General features: G+C 69.3%; 25 protein-coding genes and 1 pseudogene. 9 read left to right on the plus strand and 17 right to left on the minus strand.

Annotated features, from left to right (window positions below; genetic code table 11):
* Positions 1 to 13 precede the first annotated feature (13 nt).
* Positions 14 to 547: a GNAT family N-acetyltransferase gene (locus tag ACIA58_RS01910; protein WP_396401699.1), complete on the minus strand. Its 534-nt coding sequence runs from the start codon at positions 545 to 547 to the stop codon at positions 14 to 16.
* A 19-nt stretch (positions 548 to 566) separates the two neighbouring features.
* On the opposite strand from ACIA58_RS01910, the gene ACIA58_RS01915 reads away from it, so the two are divergent.
* A complete protein-coding gene (locus tag ACIA58_RS01915) occupies positions 567 to 1,418 on the plus strand; it encodes an arylamine N-acetyltransferase (RefSeq protein WP_396401700.1) in 852 nt (283 codons plus the stop codon).
* A 102-nt stretch (positions 1,419 to 1,520) separates the two neighbouring features.
* Here ACIA58_RS01915 and ACIA58_RS01920 read toward each other — a convergent pair whose 3' ends face one another.
* The 11 genes and pseudogenes from ACIA58_RS01920 to ACIA58_RS01970 form a co-directional block, all read right to left on the minus strand.
* Positions 1,521 to 2,972, minus strand: a complete 1,452-nt coding sequence (locus ACIA58_RS01920; RefSeq protein WP_396401701.1) for an NADH-quinone oxidoreductase subunit N — start codon at positions 2,970 to 2,972, stop codon at positions 1,521 to 1,523.
* Positions 2,969 to 4,522: a NuoM family protein gene (locus ACIA58_RS01925; RefSeq protein ID WP_396401702.1), complete on the minus strand. Its 1,554-nt coding sequence runs from the start codon at positions 4,520 to 4,522 to the stop codon at positions 2,969 to 2,971. The genes ACIA58_RS01920 and ACIA58_RS01925 overlap by 4 nt, the downstream gene beginning before the upstream one ends.
* Complete coding sequence (locus ACIA58_RS01930) at positions 4,519 to 6,285, minus strand: NADH-quinone oxidoreductase subunit L (protein WP_396401703.1); 1,767 nt, start codon at positions 6,283 to 6,285, stop codon at positions 4,519 to 4,521. Before ACIA58_RS01930 ends, ACIA58_RS01925 begins: the two co-directional genes overlap by 4 nt.
* Positions 6,282 to 6,599 (minus strand): NADH-quinone oxidoreductase subunit NuoK, encoded by a 318-nt coding sequence (gene nuoK / locus ACIA58_RS01935; RefSeq protein WP_396401704.1) that lies wholly within the window; start codon positions 6,597 to 6,599, stop codon positions 6,282 to 6,284. The genes ACIA58_RS01930 and nuoK overlap by 4 nt, the downstream gene beginning before the upstream one ends.
* A gap of 1 nt (position 6,600) precedes the next feature.
* A complete protein-coding gene (locus tag ACIA58_RS01940) occupies positions 6,601 to 7,095 on the minus strand; it encodes an NADH-quinone oxidoreductase subunit J (protein WP_396401705.1) in 495 nt (164 codons plus the stop codon).
* Between the two features lie 146 nt (positions 7,096 to 7,241).
* A pseudogene (locus ACIA58_RS01945) lies at positions 7,242 to 7,457 on the minus strand (4Fe-4S binding protein); the annotation flags it as partial.
* Between the two features lie 191 nt (positions 7,458 to 7,648).
* A complete protein-coding gene (locus ACIA58_RS01950; RefSeq protein ID WP_396401706.1) occupies positions 7,649 to 8,326 on the minus strand; it encodes a methylenetetrahydrofolate reductase in 678 nt (225 codons plus the stop codon).
* Positions 8,327 to 8,416: 90 nt separating this feature from the next.
* Positions 8,417 to 9,622, minus strand: a complete 1,206-nt coding sequence (locus ACIA58_RS01955) for an RNA polymerase sigma factor (protein WP_396401707.1) — start codon at positions 9,620 to 9,622, stop codon at positions 8,417 to 8,419.
* Complete coding sequence (locus ACIA58_RS01960; protein WP_396401708.1) at positions 9,619 to 9,963, minus strand: YciI family protein; 345 nt, start codon at positions 9,961 to 9,963, stop codon at positions 9,619 to 9,621. The genes ACIA58_RS01955 and ACIA58_RS01960 overlap by 4 nt, the downstream gene beginning before the upstream one ends.
* 34 nt (positions 9,964 to 9,997) lie before the next feature.
* A complete protein-coding gene (locus ACIA58_RS01965; protein WP_396401709.1) occupies positions 9,998 to 11,209 on the minus strand; it encodes a sensor histidine kinase in 1,212 nt (403 codons plus the stop codon).
* Positions 11,206 to 11,862 carry a response regulator transcription factor gene (locus tag ACIA58_RS01970; RefSeq protein WP_396401710.1) on the minus strand — a complete coding sequence of 219 codons (657 nt, stop codon included), beginning with the start codon at positions 11,860 to 11,862 and terminating at the stop codon, positions 11,206 to 11,208. The genes ACIA58_RS01965 and ACIA58_RS01970 overlap by 4 nt, the downstream gene beginning before the upstream one ends.
* A gap of 107 nt (positions 11,863 to 11,969) precedes the next feature.
* Between ACIA58_RS01970 and ACIA58_RS01975 the strand changes: the two genes are divergently transcribed.
* Genes ACIA58_RS01975 through ACIA58_RS01990 form a run of 4 tightly spaced genes read left to right on the plus strand, consistent with a single transcriptional unit; the run spans position 11,970 to position 15,389 of the window.
* Positions 11,970 to 12,479 (plus strand): hypothetical protein, encoded by a 510-nt coding sequence (locus ACIA58_RS01975; RefSeq protein WP_396401711.1) that lies wholly within the window; start codon positions 11,970 to 11,972, stop codon positions 12,477 to 12,479.
* Positions 12,479 to 13,531, plus strand: a complete 1,053-nt coding sequence (locus tag ACIA58_RS01980; protein WP_396401712.1) for a peptidoglycan-binding protein — start codon at positions 12,479 to 12,481, stop codon at positions 13,529 to 13,531. Before ACIA58_RS01975 ends, ACIA58_RS01980 begins: the two co-directional genes overlap by 1 nt.
* Positions 13,528 to 14,193, plus strand: a complete 666-nt coding sequence (locus tag ACIA58_RS01985; RefSeq protein ID WP_396401713.1) for an ABC transporter ATP-binding protein — start codon at positions 13,528 to 13,530, stop codon at positions 14,191 to 14,193. The genes ACIA58_RS01980 and ACIA58_RS01985 overlap by 4 nt, the downstream gene beginning before the upstream one ends.
* A complete protein-coding gene (locus ACIA58_RS01990) occupies positions 14,190 to 15,389 on the plus strand; it encodes an ABC transporter permease (protein ID WP_396401714.1) in 1,200 nt (399 codons plus the stop codon). Before ACIA58_RS01985 ends, ACIA58_RS01990 begins: the two co-directional genes overlap by 4 nt.
* 103 nt (positions 15,390 to 15,492) lie before the next feature.
* Here the strand turns inward: ACIA58_RS01990 and ACIA58_RS01995 are convergent, their stop codons facing one another.
* A complete protein-coding gene (locus ACIA58_RS01995; protein ID WP_396401715.1) occupies positions 15,493 to 16,440 on the minus strand; it encodes an NADH-quinone oxidoreductase subunit H in 948 nt (315 codons plus the stop codon).
* Positions 16,441 to 16,501: 61 nt separating this feature from the next.
* Between ACIA58_RS01995 and ACIA58_RS02000 the strand changes: the two genes are divergently transcribed.
* Positions 16,502 to 17,689, plus strand: coding sequence for an NAD(P)H-binding protein (locus ACIA58_RS02000; RefSeq protein WP_396401716.1), 1,188 nt, complete (start codon positions 16,502 to 16,504; stop codon positions 17,687 to 17,689).
* Here ACIA58_RS02000 and ACIA58_RS02005 read toward each other — a convergent pair.
* From ACIA58_RS02005 to ACIA58_RS02020, 4 genes are read right to left on the minus strand one after another with little or no spacing between them, the layout of a single operon-like run.
* Complete coding sequence (locus tag ACIA58_RS02005) at positions 17,665 to 18,597, minus strand: GNAT family N-acetyltransferase (protein ID WP_396401717.1); 933 nt, start codon at positions 18,595 to 18,597, stop codon at positions 17,665 to 17,667. The two genes, ACIA58_RS02000 and ACIA58_RS02005, sit on opposite strands and share 25 nt — an antisense overlap.
* A complete protein-coding gene (locus ACIA58_RS02010) occupies positions 18,594 to 19,337 on the minus strand; it encodes an NADH-quinone oxidoreductase subunit C (protein WP_396401718.1) in 744 nt (247 codons plus the stop codon). Before ACIA58_RS02010 ends, ACIA58_RS02005 begins: the two co-directional genes overlap by 4 nt.
* Complete coding sequence (locus tag ACIA58_RS02015; RefSeq protein ID WP_134120366.1) at positions 19,334 to 19,885, minus strand: NADH-quinone oxidoreductase subunit B; 552 nt, start codon at positions 19,883 to 19,885, stop codon at positions 19,334 to 19,336. The genes ACIA58_RS02010 and ACIA58_RS02015 overlap by 4 nt, the downstream gene beginning before the upstream one ends.
* Before the next feature lie 4 nt (positions 19,886 to 19,889).
* Positions 19,890 to 20,735, minus strand: coding sequence for an alpha/beta fold hydrolase (locus ACIA58_RS02020; protein WP_396401719.1), 846 nt, complete (start codon positions 20,733 to 20,735; stop codon positions 19,890 to 19,892).
* 85 nt (positions 20,736 to 20,820) lie between these two features.
* Here ACIA58_RS02020 and ACIA58_RS02025 point away from each other — a divergent pair, with 85 nt between their 5' ends.
* Genes ACIA58_RS02025 through ACIA58_RS02035 form a run of 3 tightly spaced genes read left to right on the plus strand, consistent with a single transcriptional unit; the run spans position 20,821 to position 23,494 of the window.
* The gene (locus ACIA58_RS02025) at positions 20,821 to 22,272 is read left to right on the plus strand and encodes a purine-cytosine permease family protein (RefSeq protein ID WP_396401720.1); all 1,452 of its coding nucleotides are present in this window, start codon (positions 20,821 to 20,823) and stop codon (positions 22,270 to 22,272) included.
* A complete protein-coding gene (locus tag ACIA58_RS02030; protein ID WP_396401721.1) occupies positions 22,272 to 22,787 on the plus strand; it encodes a cysteine hydrolase family protein in 516 nt (171 codons plus the stop codon). Before ACIA58_RS02025 ends, ACIA58_RS02030 begins: the two co-directional genes overlap by 1 nt.
* Entirely contained in the window at positions 22,787 to 23,494 is a 708-nt protein-coding gene (locus tag ACIA58_RS02035; RefSeq protein WP_396401722.1) for a GntR family transcriptional regulator, read from the plus strand. Before ACIA58_RS02030 ends, ACIA58_RS02035 begins: the two co-directional genes overlap by 1 nt.
* Positions 23,495 to 23,524 lie beyond the last annotated feature (30 nt).

Consider the following 23,524-nt stretch of genomic DNA (forward strand, 5'->3'; position numbering starts at 1 on the left):
CTACCCTGCCAGCTCATCGGGCGACAGGCACGCCCGTGTCCAAACCGTAGAGGGCGCTGCCCCACCCGAGGTCCGGGACGAGCAGCTGCCATCCCAACCGTCGGTACAGCCGCGGTGCCGGACGGTCATCGGCGTACGTCGTCAGCAGGGCCTTGCGATGAGGTAGCCCGGACATCAACGCCGTCATCAGCGCGGCGCCGAGACCGTTGCGCTGGGCATCGGGGCGGACGGCGAGCTCGACGACCTCGAAGTGCCCGCCGATCCATTCGCCGGCCAGCTCCGGGGTCACGGCACCGGCGATCCGATCCGACCACCACTGCCCGCGCTGCCCGGTGAACCCGTACGCGAAGCCGACGACGCTCCCGCCCGAGCGTGCGGCGACCAACCTGAAGTCGTCGCGGTCCGCGTGCGTCGGCAGCTGGTCGGTCGCGAAATGGCCGGGGTCGGGCTCCTCGTCGTACCCAGGCGCTCCGAAGGCCGCGGCGAACACCTCGCCGAGCTCAGGAGCGAGGGCGAGCGCTGCGTTTCGGTCGAGGACGTCGATCACCTCGCCTAGCCTAAGGCGCATGGATACCACGGCGTTCCTGCAGCGGATCGGACTGACCGGGTACGACGGTCCGCCCCGGCTGGAGGCGCTGGCCCAGCTGCACGAGGCGTTCGTCGACCAGGTGCCGTACGAGTCCATCCAGTACCAGCTGACGACGGGCGGACCGCTGGAGCCGGAGGACGTGGCGAAGCGGATGATCGCGCGGGAGGCCGGCGGCTACTGCTTCCAGATGAACGGGTCGTTCGCACTGCTACTGACGGAGCTCGGGTACGGCGTGCAGATGCATCGGGGCGGCGTACAGACGGCCAACCGCCCCGGCGGCGTCGACGCCAGCCACATGGTCCTCACGGTGACCGGGCTGATCGAGGACCCGGATCGCGTGTGGCTGGTCGACGTGGGACTCGGCGACGGCCTGCGTCAGCCGATGCCGCTCGAGGCCGGCGAGGTCTACCAGCACCCGTTCAGGCTGCGGCTCCGCGCGTCGGAGCTGACCGATGGCTGGCGCCTCGACCACGATCCCCGCGCGAACCTGATCGGCATGGACTTCGAGTCGGCCCCCGTCGGCCTGGACGCGTTCGCGGCCCAGCACGCCCGGCTGTCCACCGAGCCGGATTCCCCGTTCGTCCGCCTGGCCTCGGCCTTCCGCCGTACGCCGACGTCGGTCGTCGTACTCCGCTCCGTCGGCCTGTCCGAGACCTCCGCCGACCGAGTCGACAACACCCTGCTCGAAACTCCCACCGACTACTTCGACGTCCTCGCCGACGTCTTCCACCTCCCCCTCCCCCACTACACCGCGACCGACCGCGACCACCTCTGGCGCCGCGCCTGGTCGCAGTACGAGGACTTCCTCGCGAGGACTACTCGGTCCTGATCTGCAGTTCGACAGGAGGTGTCGGGGCATTGCGCCCGATTCCCTGTGTGCGCAGGCGAGAGCTTGGCGGCAGTGGACGCATACGTCCTGTCGAGCTGCCGGTCAGGTGGCCAGTGCGAAGAGGACGCTGGGGAGGACCGAGAGTACGGCGGCTACCGCGGCGAAGAGGGAGAGCATGGCGACGGCCGGGGTTTCGATGTCGACCGAGAACGGGTCGTCGGCGGGGAGGCGGAAGAGTTCGGCGACCCAGCGGAGGTAGACGGCGAGGCCGATCATCACGTTGACGGCCATGATGATCGCCAGCCAGCCCAGGTGGGCGTCGATGACGGCCTGGAAGGCGGCGAACTTGGTGAACAGGCCCGCGAGACCCGGCGGCAGGCCGGCCAGGACGACGAGGAAGAAGATGAGGGCCGCGGCGAGACCGGGCTCGGAGCGGACCATGCCGCGGTAGTCGGTGAGCAGCCCGCCGGCCCGATGACGCTGGACAACGGCAACCGCTCCGAAGGCGCCGAGCGTGACCACGACGTACGCGGCCAGGTACCCGACGACGGCCTGCGCGTCGCCGACCGCCAGCGGCGCGAGCAGGAAGCCGACCTGCCCGATCGACGACCAGGCGAGCAGCCGGACTGCCTCGACCTGACGCAGCGCGGCCAGGTTGCCGACCGTCATCGTCACGGCTGCGAGGATCGCGATCACGGTCCGCAGTTGCGAGCCGTCCGGCGCGATCCCGGCCGTCACGAGGACGAGCAGTCCGGCGACTCCGGCCGACTTCGAGACGACCGCGAGGAACGTGGTCACCTCGACCGGGGCCCCGACGTACGTGTCCGGCAGCCAGGCGTGGAACGGCACCGCCGCGATCTTGAACGCGAACCCGACGATCACGAACAGCCCGGCCGCGAACGCCACCCGCCCGAGGTCCGGGTCGAGGCCGGTCAGCCGGTTCGCGATGGTGGTCAGGTACAGCGAGCCGGTGACGCCGTACAGATAGGAGACGCCGAAGAGCATCACCGCGGTGGACAGCACCGACACCAGGAACGCCTTCATCGCGCCCTCGGAGCCGCGCCGGTCGCGCCGCAGCCCGACCATCGCGAAGCTCGGCAGCGACACCACCTCGAGCGCGATGACCAGCGTCGCGAGATCCCGCGCACCCGCCAGCACAGTCGCACCGGTCAGTGCGCTCAGCAACAGGAAGTGGTACTCCCCGATCGGCACATCCGAGGCCAGCAACCGGTACGTCGACAGGCCGACCACGCCGAGCCCACCGACCAGCAGCACCGCCCACAACCCGGCCGTCAACGGCTCGAACACGAAGCTGCACTCCGCCGGCCCTTCGACCGCCGGCCGGCAGAACGCGACCTTGAACCCACCCCGCTGCGCCCAGACGAACACCAGCCCGAACAGAAGCACAGCACTGGTCAGCAGCGTGACGACAGTGTGCCGGAGCTCGGCCGACGCGCTCTTCCAGAAGCTGTCGATCAGCAACACGGCAACCGCGCCGATCGCCAGCACCAGCGGTACGGCGATCGCCTGCCAAGCGGTCCACGTCAGCGTCATAGGAACGTCCATTGGTTGAGCAACGTGAACGGCCACAGGCCGAGGAACACCGTCAGCACGACCAGCGGCGCAAAGGTGACCAGCTCGATCCGGCTGAGGTCGACCGCGAACGCGGCGGCCGGATGCTCGGCCGGATCGCCCTGGCAGAGCTCGCGGATCAGCCGGAGGAAGTACGCGGCGGTCAGTACGGCGCCGAGCCCGGCGATCACCATCAGCACGATGAATGTGGCCCGCGGCAACCAATCGGCCGGGTGGTACGCACCGAGCAGGACCAGCATCTCGCCCCAGAAGCCGGCCAGCCCGGGCAGGCCGAGCGAGGCGAGACAGGCGTACGTCAGGAGTCCGCTGATCCGCGGCAGCCGCGCGTACAGCGCCCGGCCGATCGCGCGCAGGTCGCTGGTGTCGTGCCGGTCCTTGATCGCGCCGGCCAGGAAGAACAGCAGGCCGGTGATGATGCCGTGGGCAAGGTTCGCGTACAGCGCGCCGTTCAGTCCTTCCGGGGACATCGTCGCGATGCCGAGCCCGATGAAGCCCATGTGCCCGACACTCGAGTACGCGATCAGCCGCTTCACGTCGGTCTGCGCCAGGCAGGCCAGCGAGCCGGCGATGATCGCGACGACCGAGAAGCCGGCCAGGTACGGCGCGATGGTGGCCGTCGCGTCCGGCAGGACCGGCAGCAGGATGCGGATCATCCCGTAGCTGCCGAGCTTCAGCAGTACGCCGGCCAGCAGCACCGAGCCCACCGTCGGCGCCTTGGCATGGGCGTCCGGCAACCAGATGTGCAGCGGCCAGAGCGGCATCTTCACCGCGAGCCCGACGGCGATCAGTACCGCGGCCGCCAGCGGTACGCCGTGTCCGCCCTTGATCGGATGCTGCCCGAGGAACACCAGGTCGAACGTCCCCGCGTGCCGATGGATGAGCAGGAAGCCCAGCAGCATCAGCGCCGAGCCGAACACCGTCATCAGGATGAAGGTGGTCGCCGCGCGGCGACGCCCGGCGCGGTCGTGATCGTCGCCCCAGATGTCGATCACGAGCCACATCGGGATCAGGACGATCTCGAAGAACACGAAGAACAGCACCAGATCGGAGGCGGCGAACGTGCCGATCACACCGGTCTCGATCACCAGCAGCAGCGCGATCAGCGAGCGGGTCCGGCCGATGCGCGGGGTGATCTTCAGCGAGTAGACGCAGCACAGGAAGACCAGCAGCGTCGTCAATGCGATCAGCGGGATCGAGATGGTGTCGACCGCGAGGTGGAAGCGCACGTCCAGCGAGGGGATCCACGGCACGTTGATGTCGACGTACGGCGTGAGCTTGCCGGGCACGGTCCGCGGTGGCGCCCCATAAACATCCACCAGCTCGGTGGTGCACGGACAGTGCGGCCGGCGCATGTCCCACCAGAGGACGAACGACGCGACCAGCAGGACCCCCGACACGATCGTCCCGACCAGCGCCGCGACACGATCGGCCGTCACCACGGGCAGCGCCCACAGCACGACGGCGGTCAGCACCGGGACCGCGATGAGCGCGATCAGCAGCCAATCGCTCACGAGCCGATCACCCCCGCGAGGATCGCGAGCGCGACCGCACCGACCACGGCCGCGGTCAGATAGGTCTGTACGTTGCCCGTCTGCAGCTTCCGGAAGCCCTCCGAGGCGAGCACGCCGGCCCGCCCGGTCGCCCGTACGTAGGCACCGATCACATCCCGATCCCCACCGACCGCAAGCTTCGCGAACCATTGCACCGGCACCACGAACAGGCGCTGGTACGCCGGATCCACGCCGTACTCGCGCTCGAGCACGACCGGTCGTGGATCAGCGCCGCGATGCCACAGCGAGTACGCCGCGAGCGCGCCGAGCACCGCGAGCACAGTCGTGATCAGCGCGATCGGCCAGTTGACGTGCACACCGTCGGTGTAGCCCAACGCGATCGCGGCGGCAGCGAGCAGCACCATCGGCGCGAGCATCAGCCACGAGCCGTCGCGCACCTTGGTCGCGTCCGGCTCGTCGAGATCCGCCATCGGGTCATCGCCCTCGAACGCGCCGACCGCGCCCGCGAGGGCGGGAGTACGGAAGAACACCCACAACCACAGGCGTACGCAGTAGAAGGCTGTCATCGCGGCCGTCAGGCAGACCGAGACGAGCACGATCCAGCCGACCGTCGAACCGTCCCGGGCCTGCTCCCACGCCGCCTCGACGACCGAGTCCTTGGAGAAGAACCCGGCGAAGCCCGGTACGCCGGCCAGCGCGGCGAGGCCGATCGTCATCGTCACGAACGTGACCCGCAGCCGCTTCCGCAAGGCGCCGCGGCGCGTGTACCGACGCAGTACGACGAAGGCCGCGCTGCCCACCTGATGCAACAGAACGCCGGCGCAGAGGAAGAGCAGGCCCTTGAAGGCGGCATGGGTCAGCAGGTGGAAGAGTGCCGCATGGCGACCGTCACGCGTGCCGAGCGAGAGGCCGGCGAACATGATCGCCAACTGGCTCACGGTCGACCAGGCGAGCACCCGCTTCACCTCCACGGCCGCCATCGCACAGGACGCCGCGAACAGCATCGTCACGCAGGCGACCACGGCCAGCACCGTCAGAGTGGTCTGCGCCTCGACGAACACGTTGTACAGCCGGGCGATCAGGAAGACGCCGGCGGCAACCATCGTGGCAGCGTGGATCAACGCGCTGACCGGGCTCGGGCCGGGCATCGCGTCCGGCAGCCAGGTCTGCAGCGGCACCTGCGCGGACTTGCCGACGACGCCGACCAGCAGCAGGATCGTGCCGACCGTCAGCGTGTGCGGCGCGATCGGGCTGGTGCCCAGTTCGGAGATCCGGAACCCGTGGTACCCGACACCGAGCACGAAGATCCCGAACAGGAAGCCGACATCGGCCAGCCTGGTCATCAGGAACGCCTTCATCGCGCCGGCCCGGGCGTCGCGACGCTCCCAGTAGTGACCGATCAAGAGGTACGAACAGACGCCCATCACCTCCCAGCCGATCAGCAGGAGGAACAGGTTGTCCGAGATGACCACGGTCACCATCGCCGCGGTGAACAGCGTGACGAGCGCCGTGTACGACGCGATGCGCTCCCGCACGTACCCGATCGAATAGACCTGGACGCAGGTGGAGACGACACCGACGATCGCGAGCATCAGCACGGTCAGCCCGTCGGTGCGGAACTCGTAGGAGAACCAGAAGTCCTGGCCGATCATGGCTCCGCCGGCATGGCTCTGCTGCGGATCCACGCCGTACAGCAGGGCGGACGCCAGCACGACGAGCAGCGAGAAGCCGACGCCGGCCACCCGCCAGGCGGTGGCGATCACGTCGGCCTCTCCTGTTCCACCAGGTCGCGGGCGGCGTCGGCGTCCACATGACCGTGCCCGCGGAAGAGCAGCAGGACGATCGCCAGGCCGAGACCGATCTCGGCCGCGGCCAGCGTGATCACGAAGACCGCCAGCGTCTGGCCGGTGGCATCGTCGATCCGCCACGCGTCGAAGGCGACGAGGTTCAGGTTGACGGCGTTCAGCATCAGCTCGAACGACATCAGCAGGGTGATCATGTTGCGGCGCGCGAGAACGCCGTACACCCCGATGCAGAAGAGCGCGACGGCCAGCAGCAGCGGGAGGATCAACGGCACGTCAGTCCTCCTTCTTCCGCTGGGACAGGGCGATCGCGCCGATCAGCGCGGCCAGCAGGAGGACCGAGAGAACTTCGAACGGGAGCACCCAGGTCTTGAAGACCTGCGTGCCGACGGCCTGCGCGGACCCGTCCGCCACCGGCTTGATCTTCTCGTTGCCGAAGGCGAGGACCACGCCGGTACCGAGGATCAGTGCGAGTACGACCGCGACGACGGCCGCGAACGGGCTGCGGCCGGTGGTCAGGCTGGGCAGGGGGTTGGTCGGGGCCTTGGTCAGCATGAGCGCGAACAGGACGAGTACGACGATCGCGCCGACGTACACCAGGATCTGCACCAGCGCGACGAACTCGGCGTGCAAGGCGCCGAAGCAGCCCGCGACCGCGCCGAGCGCGACGACGAGCCAGAGCGCGGCGTGCACGATCCGCCGGGAGGTGACGACGATGACGGCGGCGATGAGAGCGACGGCGCCCGCAACGCTGAACAGAGCTGTTGTCACGCCCCATCCTCCACGGGAGGAGCAGGCTCGGCCGGCGGGCCGGGGTCGATGGGTTGCGGCGCGGGAACGGTCCACATCCAGTCGCGGAGGCGGTCCTTCTCGTGGGTCAGGTTGCGCAGGTCGGTCTCGGCGTACTCGAACTCCGGCGACCAGAACAGCGCGTCGAACGGGCAGGCCTCGATGCAGATCCCGCAGTACATGCACAGGCTGAAGTCGATCGCGAACCGGTCCAGCACGTTCCGGCTGCGCTCGCGGGCCTGCTCGCCGACCGACGGCGCGGTCTCGGTGTGCGAGTCGATGTAGATGCACCAGCTCGGGCACTCGCGGGCGCACAGCATGCAGGAGGTGCAGTTCTCCTCCATCAGCGCGATCACACCACGACTGCGCGGCGGCAGCTCCGGCAGAACGTCCGGATACTGCTCGGTGACCGACCGACGGGCCAGCGTCCTCGCGGTGACCTTCAGCCCCTCGACGAGCCCCTTACCAGGCACCCCCACGCTCCACCTCCCGTCTCTTAGCAGGACACTAGCGTCCCACGGCCCGATCCGCCGCGCTAAAGCTCCCGCTCGAGCCGCGCGGCCACCTGCCGGTAGCGGCTCACCGGTACCAGATGAACGCCGTCGAAGGCGCCGGAGTCACGGATCTCGAGGATCTGCTCGCACGCATGGTCCACGCCGGCGTCCCGGTCGGACTCGACTGCCTCGACGAGGGCCGGCGGGATCTTCAGCTGCGGCAGGGCTGCCAGATTGTGGGCCATCTTCGCGGAGGCGAGCACCATCACGCCGGCGTACACCGGGATGTCGAGGTCGACGCTCTCGCGCCAGCGGAGTAGTTCGTCGAGGTCGTAGCTGACCTGGACGTACAGGAAGTCGGCCTCGGCCTTCCAGCGCGGGACCTTCGTCAGCCGGGTCGCGGCGCCGACCTGGAAGGGGTTGCAGCCCGGGTACGTCGTCTCGCGCGCCTGCTCGATCATCGTGCGGACCGTGAGCTGGCTCGTCCGTGCGCCCTCCGCCGGATCGTCCCCGTGGACGAACAGGAACTGCTCCACGCCGTACGCCGCCGCGGTCAGCAGGTCGCGGCGGAAGCCGAGCAGGTTCCGGTCGCGGGAGTTGAGGCAGGCGATGCCCCGGGCACCCATCAACTGCACCTCGTTGGCCACCGCGACACTGGAGACGGTCGCCCGGCCGATGTGGTTGTCGGGGATGAGGAACCCGTCCGCGATCGGACTCATCACCCCGATCTGATGCCGAACCCGCTTCAGATCAGGCCGAGTGGGCGGCTCTACCTCACAAACCAACTCGAATCCCCGCACGGGTGGACCTTACGCCAGACGGGTGCGAAGGAAGTCTTGTTCTGCTTGGTTGGGGGTCAGCGACAGGGCACGCCGGTACGCCGTCTGCGCCTCGGAGGAGCGATCCAGTTGGGTGAGCAGGTCAGCGCGGATGGCGTGGAAGAGGTAATACGTGTCGAGGTCCAGCGCCTCGACGAGGGTCAGCGCCGCGGCGGGGCCGTCTACCTCGGCTACTGCGACCGCTCGGTTGAGGGCGACGACCGGAGAAGGCTCGAGCGTCAGCAGGTGGTCGTAGAGCTGGACGATCTGGCGCCAGTCCGTGCCCTCGGCGGTCGCCGCGTCGGCGTGGACGGCGTTGATGGCGGCCTGGAGTTGGTACGGGCCGGGGTCGTTGCGGCGGAGGCACTGGCGGACGAGCGCTTGGCCTTCGGTGAGCAGCGGGCGGTCCCACAGCGCGCGGTCCTGGTCAGGCAGGCGGATCAGGGCGCCGTCCGGGCCGACCCGCGCTGGGCGGCGGGAGTGTTGGAGGAGCATCAGGGCGAGTAGGCCGGCGGCCTCGGGCTCGTCGGGCATCAGGTCGACCATCAGACGACCGAGGCGGATGGCCTCCAGCGCGAGCTCGTCGCGGACGAGCGATTCACCCGACGAGGCGGCGTACCCCTCGTTGAAGATCAGGTAGACGACCGCGAGTACGCCGCGCACGCGCTCGGGCAGGTCGGCCTCATAGGGGACGCGGTACGGGATGCCGGCAGCCCGGATCTTCGCCTTGGCGCGGACCAGCCGCTGGGCCATGGTCGGCTCGGGGACGAGGAACGCGTGCGCGATCTCGGCGGTGGTGAGGCCACCGAGCATGCGGAGGGTGAGGGCGACGCGGACGTTCAGCGCCAGGGCCGGGTGGCAACAGGTGAAGATCAGCCGGAGCCGGTCGTCGTACACGGCGCCCACCTCCTCCGGCTCGCCCTCGGCATGCAGCAGTGCCGCCTGGGCCGCCTGGGCCTGCTTGTCGGCCCGCGCCGACTCGCGGCGCAGGCGGTCGATCGCCCGGTTCCGGGCGGTGGTGATGATCCAGCCGGCCGGACTCGGCGGTACGCCGCTGTCCGGCCACTTCTCCACCGCCGTCGCGAACGCATCCTGTACGGCGTCCTCCGCGATCTCCAGATCCCCGAACACGCGCGTCAGCACAGCCACCGCCCGCCCGTGCTCGGCCCTGAAGATCCCGGCCAGATCAGGTGTCACGACTGGAAGGGTCTGACTTCCACGGACAGGTTGCGCAGAACCTTGGCGAGGCGCCGGGCCCAGTGCAGCGCGGCGTCCAGGTCGTCCACCTGGATGACGGTGAATCCCCCGAGATGCTCCTTGCCCTCGGTGAACGGACCGTCCGTGATCAGGACCTCGTCACCGTGCGCCTTCAGCACGGTTGCCGTCTCCGGCGGATGCAACCCGGCGGCAAACACCCACACGCCGGCTGACTGCATCTCCTCGTTCAAGGCCTGGAGTTCCCGCAGGATCGGGTCCAGGACCTCCGGCTCCGGGATCGCGCCGTCGGGCTGGTAGATGCTGAGCAGGTACTGGTTCATCGTTTCCTCCTTCTCATCAGCTGTACGAATCAACTCAGCCCGGATCGACAGGTAGCTCCACAGTAATTTCCAGCCCACCGCCGGCGCGCGGTACGGCGGTCACGGTGCCGCCGTGCGCCTCGGCCACCGAGCGCACGATCGACAACCCGAGGCCGGCGCCCTTCCCGCTGACCAGCCGCTCGGCGCCCAGGCGGTAGAACGGCTTGAACAGGCTTTCCACCTCGTACGGCGGAATCTCGGGACCGGTGTTGGTCACGACCACCCGCGCCTGATCCCCGACCGTCTTGCTGACCGCACGCACCCACCGCTCACCGTCGGGGAGGTTGTGGCGGATGCCGTTCTCGACCAGGTTGTGGACCAGGCGTTCCAGCAGCAGAGCGTCTCCGCGGGTCGGCGCATCCCCTGGCCCGCGGACGAGTCCGACACCGACCGCATCCGCCTCGGAGCTCAGCTGGCTGCACACGTGCGTGACGATGTCGCTCAGGTTCACCGGGTAGACCGTCGTCAACTGCTTCTCGGAGTCGGCGAGGATCAGCAGCCCCTCGATCAGTTGCTCGTGCCGGGCGTTGATCGTCAGCAGGCTCTCGCCCAGTTCCTTGACGTCGGCAGACGCGGTACGCCGATGCATCGCGACCTCGACCAGTGCCCGGGCGAGCGTCAACGGCGTACGCAACTCGTGCGACGCGTTGGCGACGAACCGCCGCTGACCGTCGAACGAATGGTCCAGCCGCTCGACCATCGTGTCGAACGCGTCAGCCAGGTTCTTCACCTCGTCATCGGGCCCCTGCAACGCGATCCGCTCATGTAAGGCCGCAGGTGACGCGGAGATCCGCCGCGCTGTGTCCGTGACCCGATGCAGCGGCGCCAGCACCCGCCCGGCGACCAGCCACCCGAACCCCGCCGCCAACCCGCCGACCAGGACCAGCGCGACACTCCCCTGGATCAGCAACGACTTGATCGCCGCCTGCCGGACCTGCTCCCGCTGCTCGCTGAGCACGCGCTCGGCATCGGAGCCGGTGAGCACCGCGCCGTCCTTGTTCATCACGTAGACGTCGTTGCTCGGCGGCGGTGGCTTCTGCGCACCGGGCCCCGGGCTCAGGTACGTCCCCTTCACGATCACCCGGTACTGCTGCCCGAGGTTCGCGTTGAACAGCGCGTACGTCACGCCGAGCAGCACCACACCCGCCATCATGAACAAGCCGCCGTACAGCAGGGTCAGCCGTCCTCGCAGCGTCAGCCGCCTCATGGGATGCGGTACCCGACGCCGGTGACGGTCTCGACCAGCCCCGGTTCGCCCAGCTTGCGGCGCAGCTTGAGGATCGTCAGCCGCACCGCCCCGGTGAACGGGTCCACGTGCTCGTCCCATGCCTTCTCCAGCAGTTGTTCGGCCGACACGGTCGCGCCGTCGGCTCGCAGCAGCTCCGCGAGTACGGCGAACTCCTTCTTCGACAACGGCACGTACCGGCCGTCGCGGAACACCTCGTGCCGTGCCGGATCCAGCGTCACCCCGGCGCGTCGCAGTACCGGCGGATCAGCCGGACGACTCCGCCGCCCCAACGCCAGCACCCGGGCGGCCAGCTCACTGAACGCGAACGGCTTGGTCAGGTAGTCGTCCGCACCTAGCCCGAGCCCCTCCACCCGGTCGGTGACCGCAGCGGCGGCCGTCAGCATCAGCACCCGGGTGTCCGACCCGGACTGCACCAGCTGCCGGCACACGTCGTCGCCGCGCACGACCGGGATGTCGCGATCCAGCACGAGTACGTCGTACGCGTTCACCGACAGCCGTTCGAGCGCAGCGCCGCCGTCGCCGGTCACGTCGACGGCATGTGATTCGTCGCGCAACCACTCCGCGATCGCTGCCGCCAGCAACGGCTCGTCCTCGACCACCAGAACCCGCACGCATCCCATGATCCCCGACGACCGTGTTTCCCCGGTGTTAGCGCACTCGGAAACGGCCGGGAAACGGCGTCCGGCGAAGGCTTCGGGGAAACGAGAGGAGCGCACCGATGCGCAAGACCATCCTGGCCGCCACCGCGCTGGCGGCCGCCGTACTCATCACTGGTTGCGGAGCCGACAAGCCCGACGCCCAGGTCGCCTCCGGCAGCGAAGGAGCCCAGTCGACCACCCCGACCAGTGCGCCGGCCAGCCTGAGCCAGGACGAGATGGCGGTCAAGTTCACCCAGTGCCTGCGGGAGAACGGCCTCAACGTCCCGGACCCGGAGCCGGGCAAGGGGCCGATGCTGAAGTTCGACAAGAACTCCGGTATCACCCAGGAACAAGTCCAGAAAGCGATGGAGGCGTGCCGCGAGTACAACCCACAGTCGCAGGGCAGTGCCAACCCCCAGCAGGCGGAGAACGGCCGCAAGTACGCCGAGTGCATGCGGAAGAACGGTGTCGAGAAGTTCCCGGACCCGAAGCCGGACCAGCGCGGCATCATGATCGGCCCGGGCGTCGCCGACGACCCGGACTTCCAGAAGGCGCAGGACGCCTGCCAGAGCATCCTGGCGGCGCGGTGATGCGTAAGGCCCTCACGGCTGTCGTCGTCCTGGCCGCCGGGGGCGCAGCGAGCGCCTTCCTGGTGAACCGCGGCGACACCAGCCAGGCATCGAACCAGCCGGCGCAGGCCTTGCCGGTCAACACCACCAAGGTCACGCAGCAGACCTTGAAGGACACCGAGACCGAGGACGGCCAACTCGGCTTCGGTACGACGTCGTCCGCCGTCAGCCGGACCGCCGGCACCGTTACCGCCGTCCCGGACAGCGGGCAGGAGCTGCGTCGCGGGAACACCGTCTACAGCATCGACAACAAGCCGACCACCTTGCTGTACGGCGCGCTTCCGGCGTACCGCAGGCTCGCGATCGGGGCTGAGGGCAACGACGTACTGCAGCTCGAGCAGAACCTGAAGGCGATGGGGTACACGGGTTTCACCGTGGACGACGAGTACACCGACGCGACCGCCGAAGCCGTGGAGGAGTGGCAGGACGATCTCGGTCTGGACGAGACCGGCGTGGTCGAGCTCGGCAGCGTGCTGTTCGCGCCGGGGCAGATCCGCGTCGACAGCGTGCAGGGCCAGGAAGGTACGCCGCTCGGGCCGAACCAGCCGGTGCTCAGCTACACCGGCACCACCCGCGCCGTGACGGTCCAGCTCGACGCGGCGGACCAGCGACTTGCGACGCTCAACGCGGCCGTCACGGTCGCGCTCCCGGACGGCAAGACCGTGCCGGGCCGGATCGAGAAGGTGTCGACGGTGATCATTCCGGCGGAGAGCCCGGACAAGGATCCGGAGACCAAGGTCGAGGTGATCGTTGCCATCGCCGACCAGAAGGCCGTCGCCGCGTGGTCGTCGGCGGCAACCGATGTCACCTTCACCGCCTCGGAGCGCAAGAACGTGCTGACCGTCCCGGTCGCGGCCCTGGTCGCGCTCCGCGAAGGCGGCTTCGGGGTCGAGGTCACGGACGGTACGTCGACGCACTACGTACCGGTGAAGACAGGACTGTTCGCGAGCGGTCAGGTCGAGGTCAGCGGCACCGGAATCAAGGCCGGCACCACCGTGGGGATCCCGAAGTGATCGAGCTGAGCGAGGTGACCAAGGTGTACCCGGGCGGGGTGAACGCGCTCGGCGGTGTGAGCCTGCGGATCGATCCGGGCGAACTCGTCGCGATCGTCGGCCCGTCCGGCTCGGGCAAGTCGACGATGCTCAACGTGCTCGGCACGCTCGACCGCCCGACCTCCGGCACGGTCCGGATCGACCGGTACGACGTGGCGCGGCTGTCCGACGCCGGACTTTCCGCGTTGCGGGCGACGCGGATCGGGTTCGTGTTCCAGCAGTTCCACCTGGCCGCCGGGGTCCGCGCGGTCGACAACGTGGCGGACGGGTTGCTGTACTCCGGACTTCGCCTCGGCGTACGACGCAAACGCGCTGCGGCCGCTCTGGAACGCGTCGGCCTCGCCCACCGGCTGGATCACGAGCCGCACGAGCTGTCCGGTGGTGAGCGGCAACGTGTCGCTGTCGCGCGGGCAGTCGCCGGTGAACCCGCCGTACTGCTCGCCGACGAACCTACGGGCGCACTCGACTCCGCGTCCGGAGCCGGCGTCATGCAACTTCTGCAGGACCTCCACGCGGCAGGTACGACGGTTGTCGTCATCACCCACGACCGCGACATCGCCGCCTCCCTGCCCCGCCAGATCCGCATGCGCGACGGCCTGATCATCGAGGAGGTGCACACGTGAGGGGCGAGCTCAAGCCGGCGTCCCTGAAGTTCCGGGACGTTGTCCGGGTCGGCGCGATCGGACTGCGGACCCGGCCTACCCGGGCGTTCCTGTCCGCGTTGGGGATCGCGATCGGGATTGCCGCCATGGTTTCCGTCGTCGGGATCTCGTCGTCCTCGCGGGCCGAGCTCGACGGCCAACTCGATGCCCTGGGCACCAATCTGCTGACAGTTGCTCCAAGCACTCGACTGACCGGCGAGCAGGCCCAGCTGCCACTGACCGCCGAGGCCATGGTCCGCCGGATCGCACCGGTTCGCACCGAGTCCGCCGTCGGCAAGGTCGACGACGCATCCGTCTACCGGACCAACAAGATCCCGGACGTCGAGACCAACGGCATCATCGCGTACGCCGCCCGCGACAACCTGCTCGACACCATCGGCGCGACCGTCCGCAGCGGCAAGTGGATCGACGCGGCAACCGGCTCCTACCCGGCGACGGTCCTCGGCTCGAGTGCCGCCGACCGGCTCGGGATCACGAAGGCCGGCCCGGACACCCAGGTGCTGATCGGCAACACCTGGTTCACGGTCCTGGGCATTCTCGAGCCGGCCGCGCTGGCGCCCGAGCTCGACAGCGCGGCCCTGATGGGTTGGCCTGCCGCCGGCCGGCTCTCCTTCGACGGGCATCCGACCACGATCTACACGAGGTCGGACGACGCGCAGGTGCCGGCGGTCCGATCGGTGCTCGGGGCAACAGCCAATCCGGAGGCGCCGAACGAGGTCGAGGTGTCGCGGCCGTCGGACGCGCTCGCCGCGAAACAGGCCGCCGGCCAGGCATTCACCGGCCTGCTGCTCGGACTGGGCGCGGTCGCGCTCCTGGTCGGCGGCGTCGGGGTCGCCAACATCATGGTGATCTCGGTGCTCGAACGCCGCGCGGAGATCGGCCTACGCCGCTCACTCGGCGCGACCCGCGGCCAGATCCGCACGCAGTTCCTCACCGAGTCGCTGTTGCTCTCCGCGCTAGGCGGAGTCGGCGGCGCGGCGCTCGGATCCGCGGTCACGGCGGCGTACGCGTCGTACCAGAACTGGTTGACCGTCATCCCCGTCTGGGCCCTCGCCGGCGGCGTCGTGGCCACGCTGATCATCGGCGCCCTGGCCGGTCTCTACCCCGCCGTCCGCGCCTCGCGCCTCTCCCCGACGGAGGCACTTGCAACGCCTTGACGGACCGCCACCACTCACCAACCAACGCCATCGACGGACGTGCACGCTCAGCACGTCGCTGCGCAGCGCAACAAGCGGGGTTGGTGAGTGGTGCAGGTCCGCGTCAGAAAACGACGACGCCGATGCCGGTGAGTGCGAGCTGCGCGAGCGCCACCGGCACCAGGCCCTGCCAGGCCAGCTTCTGCAGCTGGTCGGCGCGCATCCGGGGGAACGAGACGCGCACCCAGATCACCACGAGCGACACCAGGGCGACCTTCAGAACAGTCCAGATCCAGCCGATCGACTCCGGCCCCGGTCCGCTCCAGCCGCCGAGGAACAGCACTGTGGTCAGCCCCGCGAGGACGACGATCCCGGCGTACTCGGCAAGCAGGAACATCGCGAACCGGAGCCCGGTGTACTCCGTGTACGGCCCGAAGATCACCTCGGAGTCCGCGACCGGCATGTCGAACGGCGGCCGCTGCAGCTCGGCCAGTCCGGCGATGAAGAAGACGATCATGCCGGGCAGCTGCCAGAGCAGCCACCACGGATTCCATGCGTGCGCGATGCCGGTCAGGCTGAGCGATCCGGCCGCGACCGCGACACTCGCCGCGGACAGCACGAACGGCAGTTCGTAGCTCATCAGCTGCGCGGCGACCCGCAGACCGCCGAGCAGGCTGTACTTGTTCCCGCTGCCCCAGCCCGCCATCAGCGACCCGAGTACGCCGATGCTCATCACCGCGAGCACGAAGAACAGCCCGGAATCGAGGTCCGCGCCGACGATGCCCGGCGCCAGCGGAATCGCGGCCAGCGCGGCGAGGTACGGCAGGATCGCGACGATCGGGGCCCACTCGAAGACCCGCTTGTCCGCGGCCGCCGGGACGACGCTCTCCTTCTGGACGAACTTCACCCCGTCCGCGACGAGCTGAGCCCAACCGTGGAACGCGCCGGCGTACATCGGGCCGAGCCGTGACTGCATGTGCGCCATCACCTTGTGCTCGGCCTGACCGACCAGCAACGGCGCCACCAGGAAGGCGACCAGGACGCCCACCACCCGCACCACGAACTCCAGCATGAGCGTCAGCCTAGTGCGTCCGGCTTGACCTCAACCAATGTTTAGGTCGAATGGTGGTGTCATGACTACCGTTCTTGTCACTGGAGCCACCGGCCGGGTCGGCCGGCATGTCGTCGCCGGACTGCGCGCCGCCGGGGTGACCGTTCGCGCCCTCGTCCGTACGCCGGACCTCGCCGGATTCCCGCCCGACGTCGAACTGGTCCAGGGCGACATCCACGACGCCGATGCCGTACGACGGGCCGCGGCGAGCGTGGATGCTGCGTTCCTGCTGTGGCCGTCGTACAGCGCGGAGGGTGTGGAGAAGATCGTCCCGGAGCTGCCTTCGCGGGTCGTGTACCTGTCCTCGCTGAACGCCGCCTCGGGCGGGGTGTGGGGTGACATCGAGCAGTTGCTGCGCGATTCGTCGGACAAGGCATGGACGTTCTTGCGGCCGAGCGGGTTCGCGGTCAATGCCCAGGGCTGGGCCGACGCCATCCGCTCCGGCGACTCGCTGCGCCTTCCGTACCCGGAGGCTTCTCGCTCGATGATCCACGAGCGCGACATCGCGGCCGTCGCCGTACTCACCTTCGTCAACCCCGGCCACGTCGGCCAGATCTACGAGCTCACCGGCCCCGAGGCGCTGACCCAGGCCGAGCAGGTCGCCACCATCGGCCGAGCGGTCGGCAGGGACATCCACGTCGTACCTCTGGCCGGCGACGCCGCCCGCCAGGCCATGCTCGACCAAGGCGCCGCCCCGGCCCTCGCCGCGAGCGCGGTCAACTACTGGGCCTCACTCGTCGACAACCCCGAGCCCATCACCACTACCGTCGCCGAACTCACCGGCCGCCCCGCCCTCACCTTCGCCGACTGGACCCGCGAACACGCCGACGAGTTCCGCGTCTTGTCCACCGCCGAGGTAGCCCAGGGGTACGTCGACGCCCTGTCCGCCGGCCGGCTGGACGAAGCCTTCAGCTTCCTGGCCCCCGACGTGGTCCGCGCCGCCCCACTCGAGTCAGCCACCGAACTCAAAGGCACGGCCGCCATCCTCGAAAACGCCCAGCGCCTCAACACCGACGTGGAATACCTGGCCGTCGAGACCCTGGGCCCCCTCCTCCACGCCAACCACTTCGCCATCCGCTTCACCTTCACCCAACGCAACACCACAACCGGCACCCGATCCCGAGCCACCAAACTCTCCCTCTGCACAGTCGAGTCCGGCCAAATCACCCGCGAAGACGTCTTCTACTACACGCCGCCGAGTGGGAGTTGAAGCCAGCCGCCTACGTCGTGGCGGCCGGCGGTCAGGGCGGCGGTGCGGGCGCCTTGGTTGGCGGAGTGGATGGTGCCGATGAAGATGCGGGTCGGGTCAGGGAGGGCCTGGGCGAGCAGGGTGCTGAGGTGGGGGCCGTAGCCGTGGCCTCGGTGGTGTTCGGCGAGGATCAGTTCGCGGACGACGTAGGCGGGCAGGCCGAGGGCGTCGTCGGGCTTGATGATGGCGGCGGCGTACCCGGCCCAGTCGTCGTTCACCGTCACCTCGAACAGGAGGCCGTCATCCGCTGACTCCTGGAGATCGTCGAGGTCCTGGATGGTTGCTTCCTCGGTGTGGTGCGGGTGGTCGGCGTCCACTGCTTCGTACGCGCGGCGGGCCTCGTCGTAGTGGGCGACCGTCTTCGCCTGGCGGAGGGCGAGGCCGGGCGGCACGTCGTGTGGCTGCAGCTCGCTGATCGGTGCGGCGAGGAAACGGCGGTCGGGCACGGTCCCGTCGACGCCGGGCTCTGCGCTCCACAGGCGGAGGTAGAGCGGGTGGTGGATGCCGTAGTACTCCTGGGCGGCCGCGGCGAGCGCCGGGAGGTCGCGCGGCTCGGGTGAGCGGCTCATCGGGGTTGCGTCGACGAACGGTTTGGCGAGGTTCAGGTTCTCGAAGCGCATGCTGAACATCACCTGCAGGTCGTTGCCTACGGCAACCCATCGGTTGAGCATCGTTTCGGCCGGCTTCCCCGGGGCCAATCGTGCGGCCCGTTGTGCCGCGATGTCGTGATCCTCGGCCAGCAGGATGTCCAGCGCCGCGTGCTCCTCGGTCAGGATCGCCAGCCGGCGCGCGTCGTCGACCCACGTACGGGTGAGCGGATGCTGGCGCTCCAACGTGTACCGCGCCAGCTCCTCAGCCGAAGGAATCACAACGACTCACCCTCCGACCCATCCGAGGACGCCGGGTCGGCGGGTGGGGCGTCGGCTGGTGGGGACTGGCGGCGGGTGCGGCGTTCTCCGGCTGCGCCTGCTCGGCGGGGGCGGGCGGGAGTTGCCGCTGCCTGCGCGGCGGCCAAGGGGTCGGGCTCTGGGGAGCCGGGTGGGCGGGGTCCCCACGTCTCGGGGTCGGGGACGCCTGGGGGGAGGGTTCGGCGGCGGCTGGGGGCGCCGGTGGGGGCGTGGTCTGACTCGCCGGGTTCCTTGGCGCCGGGCCACGGCTTGGCTACTCGCGAGGCCAGCACGAACTCCTTGCGGAGCGGATGCCCCTCGAACTCGTCCGGCAGTAGAAGGGTGATCAGATTCGGGTGCCCGTCGAAGCTGATCCCGAACATCTCGCATGTCTCGCGCTCATGCCAGTTCGCCCCGGCGTACAGCTCGGACAGCGTCGGCAGCACCGCCTTGTCCCGCGGCACCAGCGTCCGGACCAGCACATGCTCGACGTGCGATCCACCCCAGAAGTCCGCGAGGTGCGACACCACCCGGAACCCGTCGGTGAGCTCGTCCGACGCGCTCAGGAAGTCGAAGAACGTGAACCCGACAGCGTCCCGCAGCACCTCGTGCGCCGCGACCCACGACTCCGGCGGCACGTCGATCGCCATCGGGCCGAAGCTGTCCGACGACGTCGCGGTGATGCCGGCACTCGTCAGCGCCTCCAGTGCGTCGGCGGTCAAGGCTGCACCAGGCCGCGGGTCAGTGCCGCCGCGGACGGCTCCTCGTACCGATCGGCGAGCGCCTCGCCCGCGATCTTCTCCTGCAGCTTGAGGATCCCCTGCAGCAACGCCTCCGGCCGCGGCGGGCAGCCAGGCACGTACACGTCGACGGGGATGATCTGGTCGACGCCCTTCGTCACGCAGTACGAGTCCCAGTACGGGCCGCCCGAGTTCGAGCAGGAGCCGAAGGAGATCACGTACTTCGGCTCCGGCATCTGGTCGTACAGCCGCTTGATCGCCGGCGCCATCTTGTCCGTGACGGTCCCCGACACCACCATCAGGTCGGCCTGCCGCGGACCGGGCGCGAACGGGATCACGCCGAGCCGGATGAAGTCGTGCCGCCCCATCGACGCGGCGATGAACTCGATCGCGCAACAGGCCAACCCGAAGTTGAACACCCAGAGCGAGTACTTCCGCCCCCAGTTCAGCAGGTACCGAACCGGCTCCGGCGCGAGCTTCGCCAGCGCGCCGACCGCCGGTCGCACCGTCGGCATCCCCAGCTCCGTCATACCGTCAGCCTAGTCCGACAATCTCCTCCGCGAGGACCTCTGGGTACTCCAGCGGGGCGTAGTGCCCGGCGCCGTCGACGTACCGCACCCGGACGTCGCTGAAGAAGTCGTCGACCCGGTCGGACCAGGCCCGCGGGAACAGCGGGTCGAACTCCGGCCACAGCACCACGGTCGGTACCGCGATCCGGTCGTACGACGGCGGCGCTGTCTCCGCGGCCGACACCGCGACCGAACCCGCGCCCGCCCGGTACCACTGGATCGACGCCGTGAACGCGCCCGGCTGTGAATACGTATCCACGAGGTGCTCCAGCTCGGGCTCGAACCCCGGCCCGGACCAGTGCGTCCAGAAATGCAGCAGGTACGAGCGGACCGCGTCCGGCTTGCCGTCGATCAGCTCCTCGATCACCGGCAGCCGATGGAACGCCTGGTACCAGAACTCGGCCTGCGCCTGCTCGGAGAACACCCGCTTCCCGATCCCCGGCAGCGGCGGCGCGATCACCAGGCCCTCGATCAGCTCGGGCCGGCTCCGGGCGATCCCTTGCGCGATCCGGCTGCCGACGTCGTACCCGGCGAGCACCGGCCGATCCAGCCCGAGCTCCTCGATCAGCGCGACGACGCTGCGCCCTTGCGCGTCCACGCCGTACTGCTGCGGATCCATCGACTGGCTGTCCGACCCACCGAACCCGCGCAGGTCCGGCACGACCACCTCGACCCCGCGCTCGACCAGCAGCGGCGCGAGCCGCCGGTAGTCGGTCCGATCACCGGGCCAGCCGTGCAGGAGCACCACCGCGGGACCTTCACCGTCCCGGTCGTACGCGAGCCTGAAACCGTCCACCGCTTCGCTCAGCATCCGCCCATTGTTGACCATCCGATCGGCCGGGCTTACCGTGATTGAACAGGACTGGACAGGTCCATTCAGGGGTTGGAGAGCTCCTATGACCGAACAGCTTCAGCAGACCCGCGCGCTCTCGGTGGAGACCAACGGCCTGAACGTGATCGCCGACGCGGACCGGAAGGGCCGTCCGAGCCAGCTGTTCTGGCCGTGGTTCGGGGCGAACGTCTCCGTGCTCGGGCTGAGCTACGGCGCGTTCGCACTCGGATTCGGGATCTCGTTCTGGCAGGCGGTGATCGCCGGCGTGATCGGGGTGGTGTTCTCGTTCCTGCTCTGCGGGCTGATCGCGTTGGCCGGCAAGCGCGGATCGGCGCCGACGATGGTGCTGAGCCGCGCCGCGTTCGGTGTCCGGGGCAACAAACTGCCGTCACTCGTGTCGTGGCTGCTGACCGTCGGCTGGGAGACCGTGCTGACGATCCTCGCGACGCTCGCGACCGCGACCGTGTTCGAGCGGCTCGGCTGGGGCGGCGGCAACCTGACCAAGGTGATCGCGCTGGTTGTCGTCGGTCTGCTGACCGTCGCCTGCGGCGTGCTCGGCTTCGACCTGATCATGCGGGCGCAGACGATCATCACCGTGGTCACCGGGGTACTCACGATCGTCTACATCATCCTGGTCGCCGACCAGATCCACTGGAGCACGGTGTCCGCGCTGCCGAGCGGCTCCGCGCAAGCCGTGATCGGTGCGCTGGTCTTCCTGATGACGGGCTTCGGGCTCGGCTGGGTGAACGCGGCCGCCGACTACTCGCGGTACCTCCCGCGGCGGTCGTCGAGTCGCGGCGTGATCGGGTGGACGACGTTCGGCGGCTCGGTGGCTCCTGTCGTACTCCTGATCTTCGGTCTGCTGCTCGCGGGTTCGTCGGCGGACCTCAGCAAGGCGATCAGTGCCGACCCGATCGGTGCGCTGGCGGAGGCGTTGCCGACGTGGTTCCTGGTGCCGTTCGTGATCGTGGCGGTGCTCGGCCTCGTCGGCGGCGCCGTACTCGACATCTACTCGTCCGGGCTCGCGCTGCTGTCGCTCGGGCTGCCGGTGAAGCGGTACGTCGCGGCGTTCATCGACGGCGTGGTGATGATCGGCGGGACGATCTACGTCGTGTTCTACGGCGGTGACTTCCTCGGGCAGTTCCAGGGGTTCCTGATCACGCTCGGCGTACCGATCGCGGCGTGGTGCGGCATCATGCTCGCCGACATCATCGCCCGGCAGCGCGACTACGCCGAGGACGACCTGTACCGGCCGGAGGGGCGGTACGGCGACGTGCAATGGCTGCCGGTGGCAACCATGCTCGTTGCCACCGGCATCGGGTGGGGCCTCGTCACGAACACGCTGGCGTCGTGGCTGACCTGGCAGGGGTACCTGCTCGGAGCGTTCGGCCTCGGCGGCAAGGAAGGCGCGTGGGCGTACGCGAACCTCGGCGTGCTGGCGGCGCTGGTGATCGGATTCCTGGTGCAGTGGTTCGGCCGCGCGTCCGCCGTACGCCGGCAGGAGGCGACCGCCTGATGGTGCTGGCTCTCATCGACCTGCAGCGGATCTTCGCGGACCCGGAGTCCGGCTGGGCGACGCCGGACTTCGGGCGGGTGATCGAGCCGGCGAAGCAACTGATCGAGCTGTTCGCGCCCGACGTTGTCCTCACCCGGTTCGTGGCGCCGGAGAAACCGTTCGGTGCCTGGGTGCCGTACTACCAGGAGTTCCCGTTCGCGCTGCAGCCGCCGGACGCGGCGGAGTACGAGCTGGTCGACGAGTTCAAGGGCGCTCCAACCGTGGACAAGATCTCGTTCGGGAAGTGGGGACCGGAGCTGGCCGCCGCGGCGGGCGGGCGGCTCGTGCTCGGCGGGGTGACGACGGACTGCTGCGTGATCAGTACGGCGCTGGCCGCGGTCGACGCCGGCGTACAGGTCCAGGTGGTCGAGGACGCCTGCGCCGGATCGACCGACGAGAACCATCGCAAGGCGCTCGACATCATGCGGCTGTACGCGCCGATGATCGAGATCGTGCACGTGGAGCAGTTGCGGTGATGCGGCGGATCTCCCTGAAACACGAGCGGGTCGCGCGGGTGCTCGCGCGGGAGATCAAGTCCGGCGTCGTACGGCGTGGAGCGCAACTGCCGGGTGAGGTGGAACTGGCGAAGCGTTTCTCGGTCAGCCGGAACACGGTCCGCGCCGCGCTCGCCGTACTGGCCGAGGACGAGCTGATCGCGACGCACACCGGCAAGGGGTCGTACGTGCTGTTCGACGGGCGGGCGCTGGACGGGCGGCTCGGGTGGACCCATGCCCTGTCCGAGCAGGGCGTGGAGACGCGGATGCGGACCGTACGCATCGAACGCGAGGACGATCCCGAGCTGGCTTCCCGACTGGGTCTGGAATCTCCCGCGGTGGTGGTCGTCGAGCGGGTCCGGCAGCTGACCGACGGTACGGCGATCTCATTCGAACGCAGCCGCATCCCCGCGCTGGACGCCCTCCGCGATCTCCCCGAACGCGGTCTCGACAACGACTCGATCAGCGTCACCCTCAACCGCGCCGGCCTCTACCTGGACCACTGCGAGCAGCGCCTCCGGGGCCGCCCCCTGACCCCCACCGAAGCCGGCCAGCTCGACCGCCCCGACGGCACCTGGTTCCTCCACACCACCCGAACCAGCTGGACCGCCAACGACCACTTCGCCGAGCACGCCGACGAACTCCTCGACCCCACCCACTACGAACTGAACCTCTCCTACCGCACCTGACCAGCCCCGCGCGCGACTAAGGGGTTGGTT

The sequence above is a fragment of the Kribbella sp. NPDC051586 genome (genome assembly GCF_044453965.1).
In the GTDB taxonomy this organism is placed as follows: Bacteria; Actinomycetota; Actinomycetes; order Propionibacteriales; family Kribbellaceae; genus Kribbella.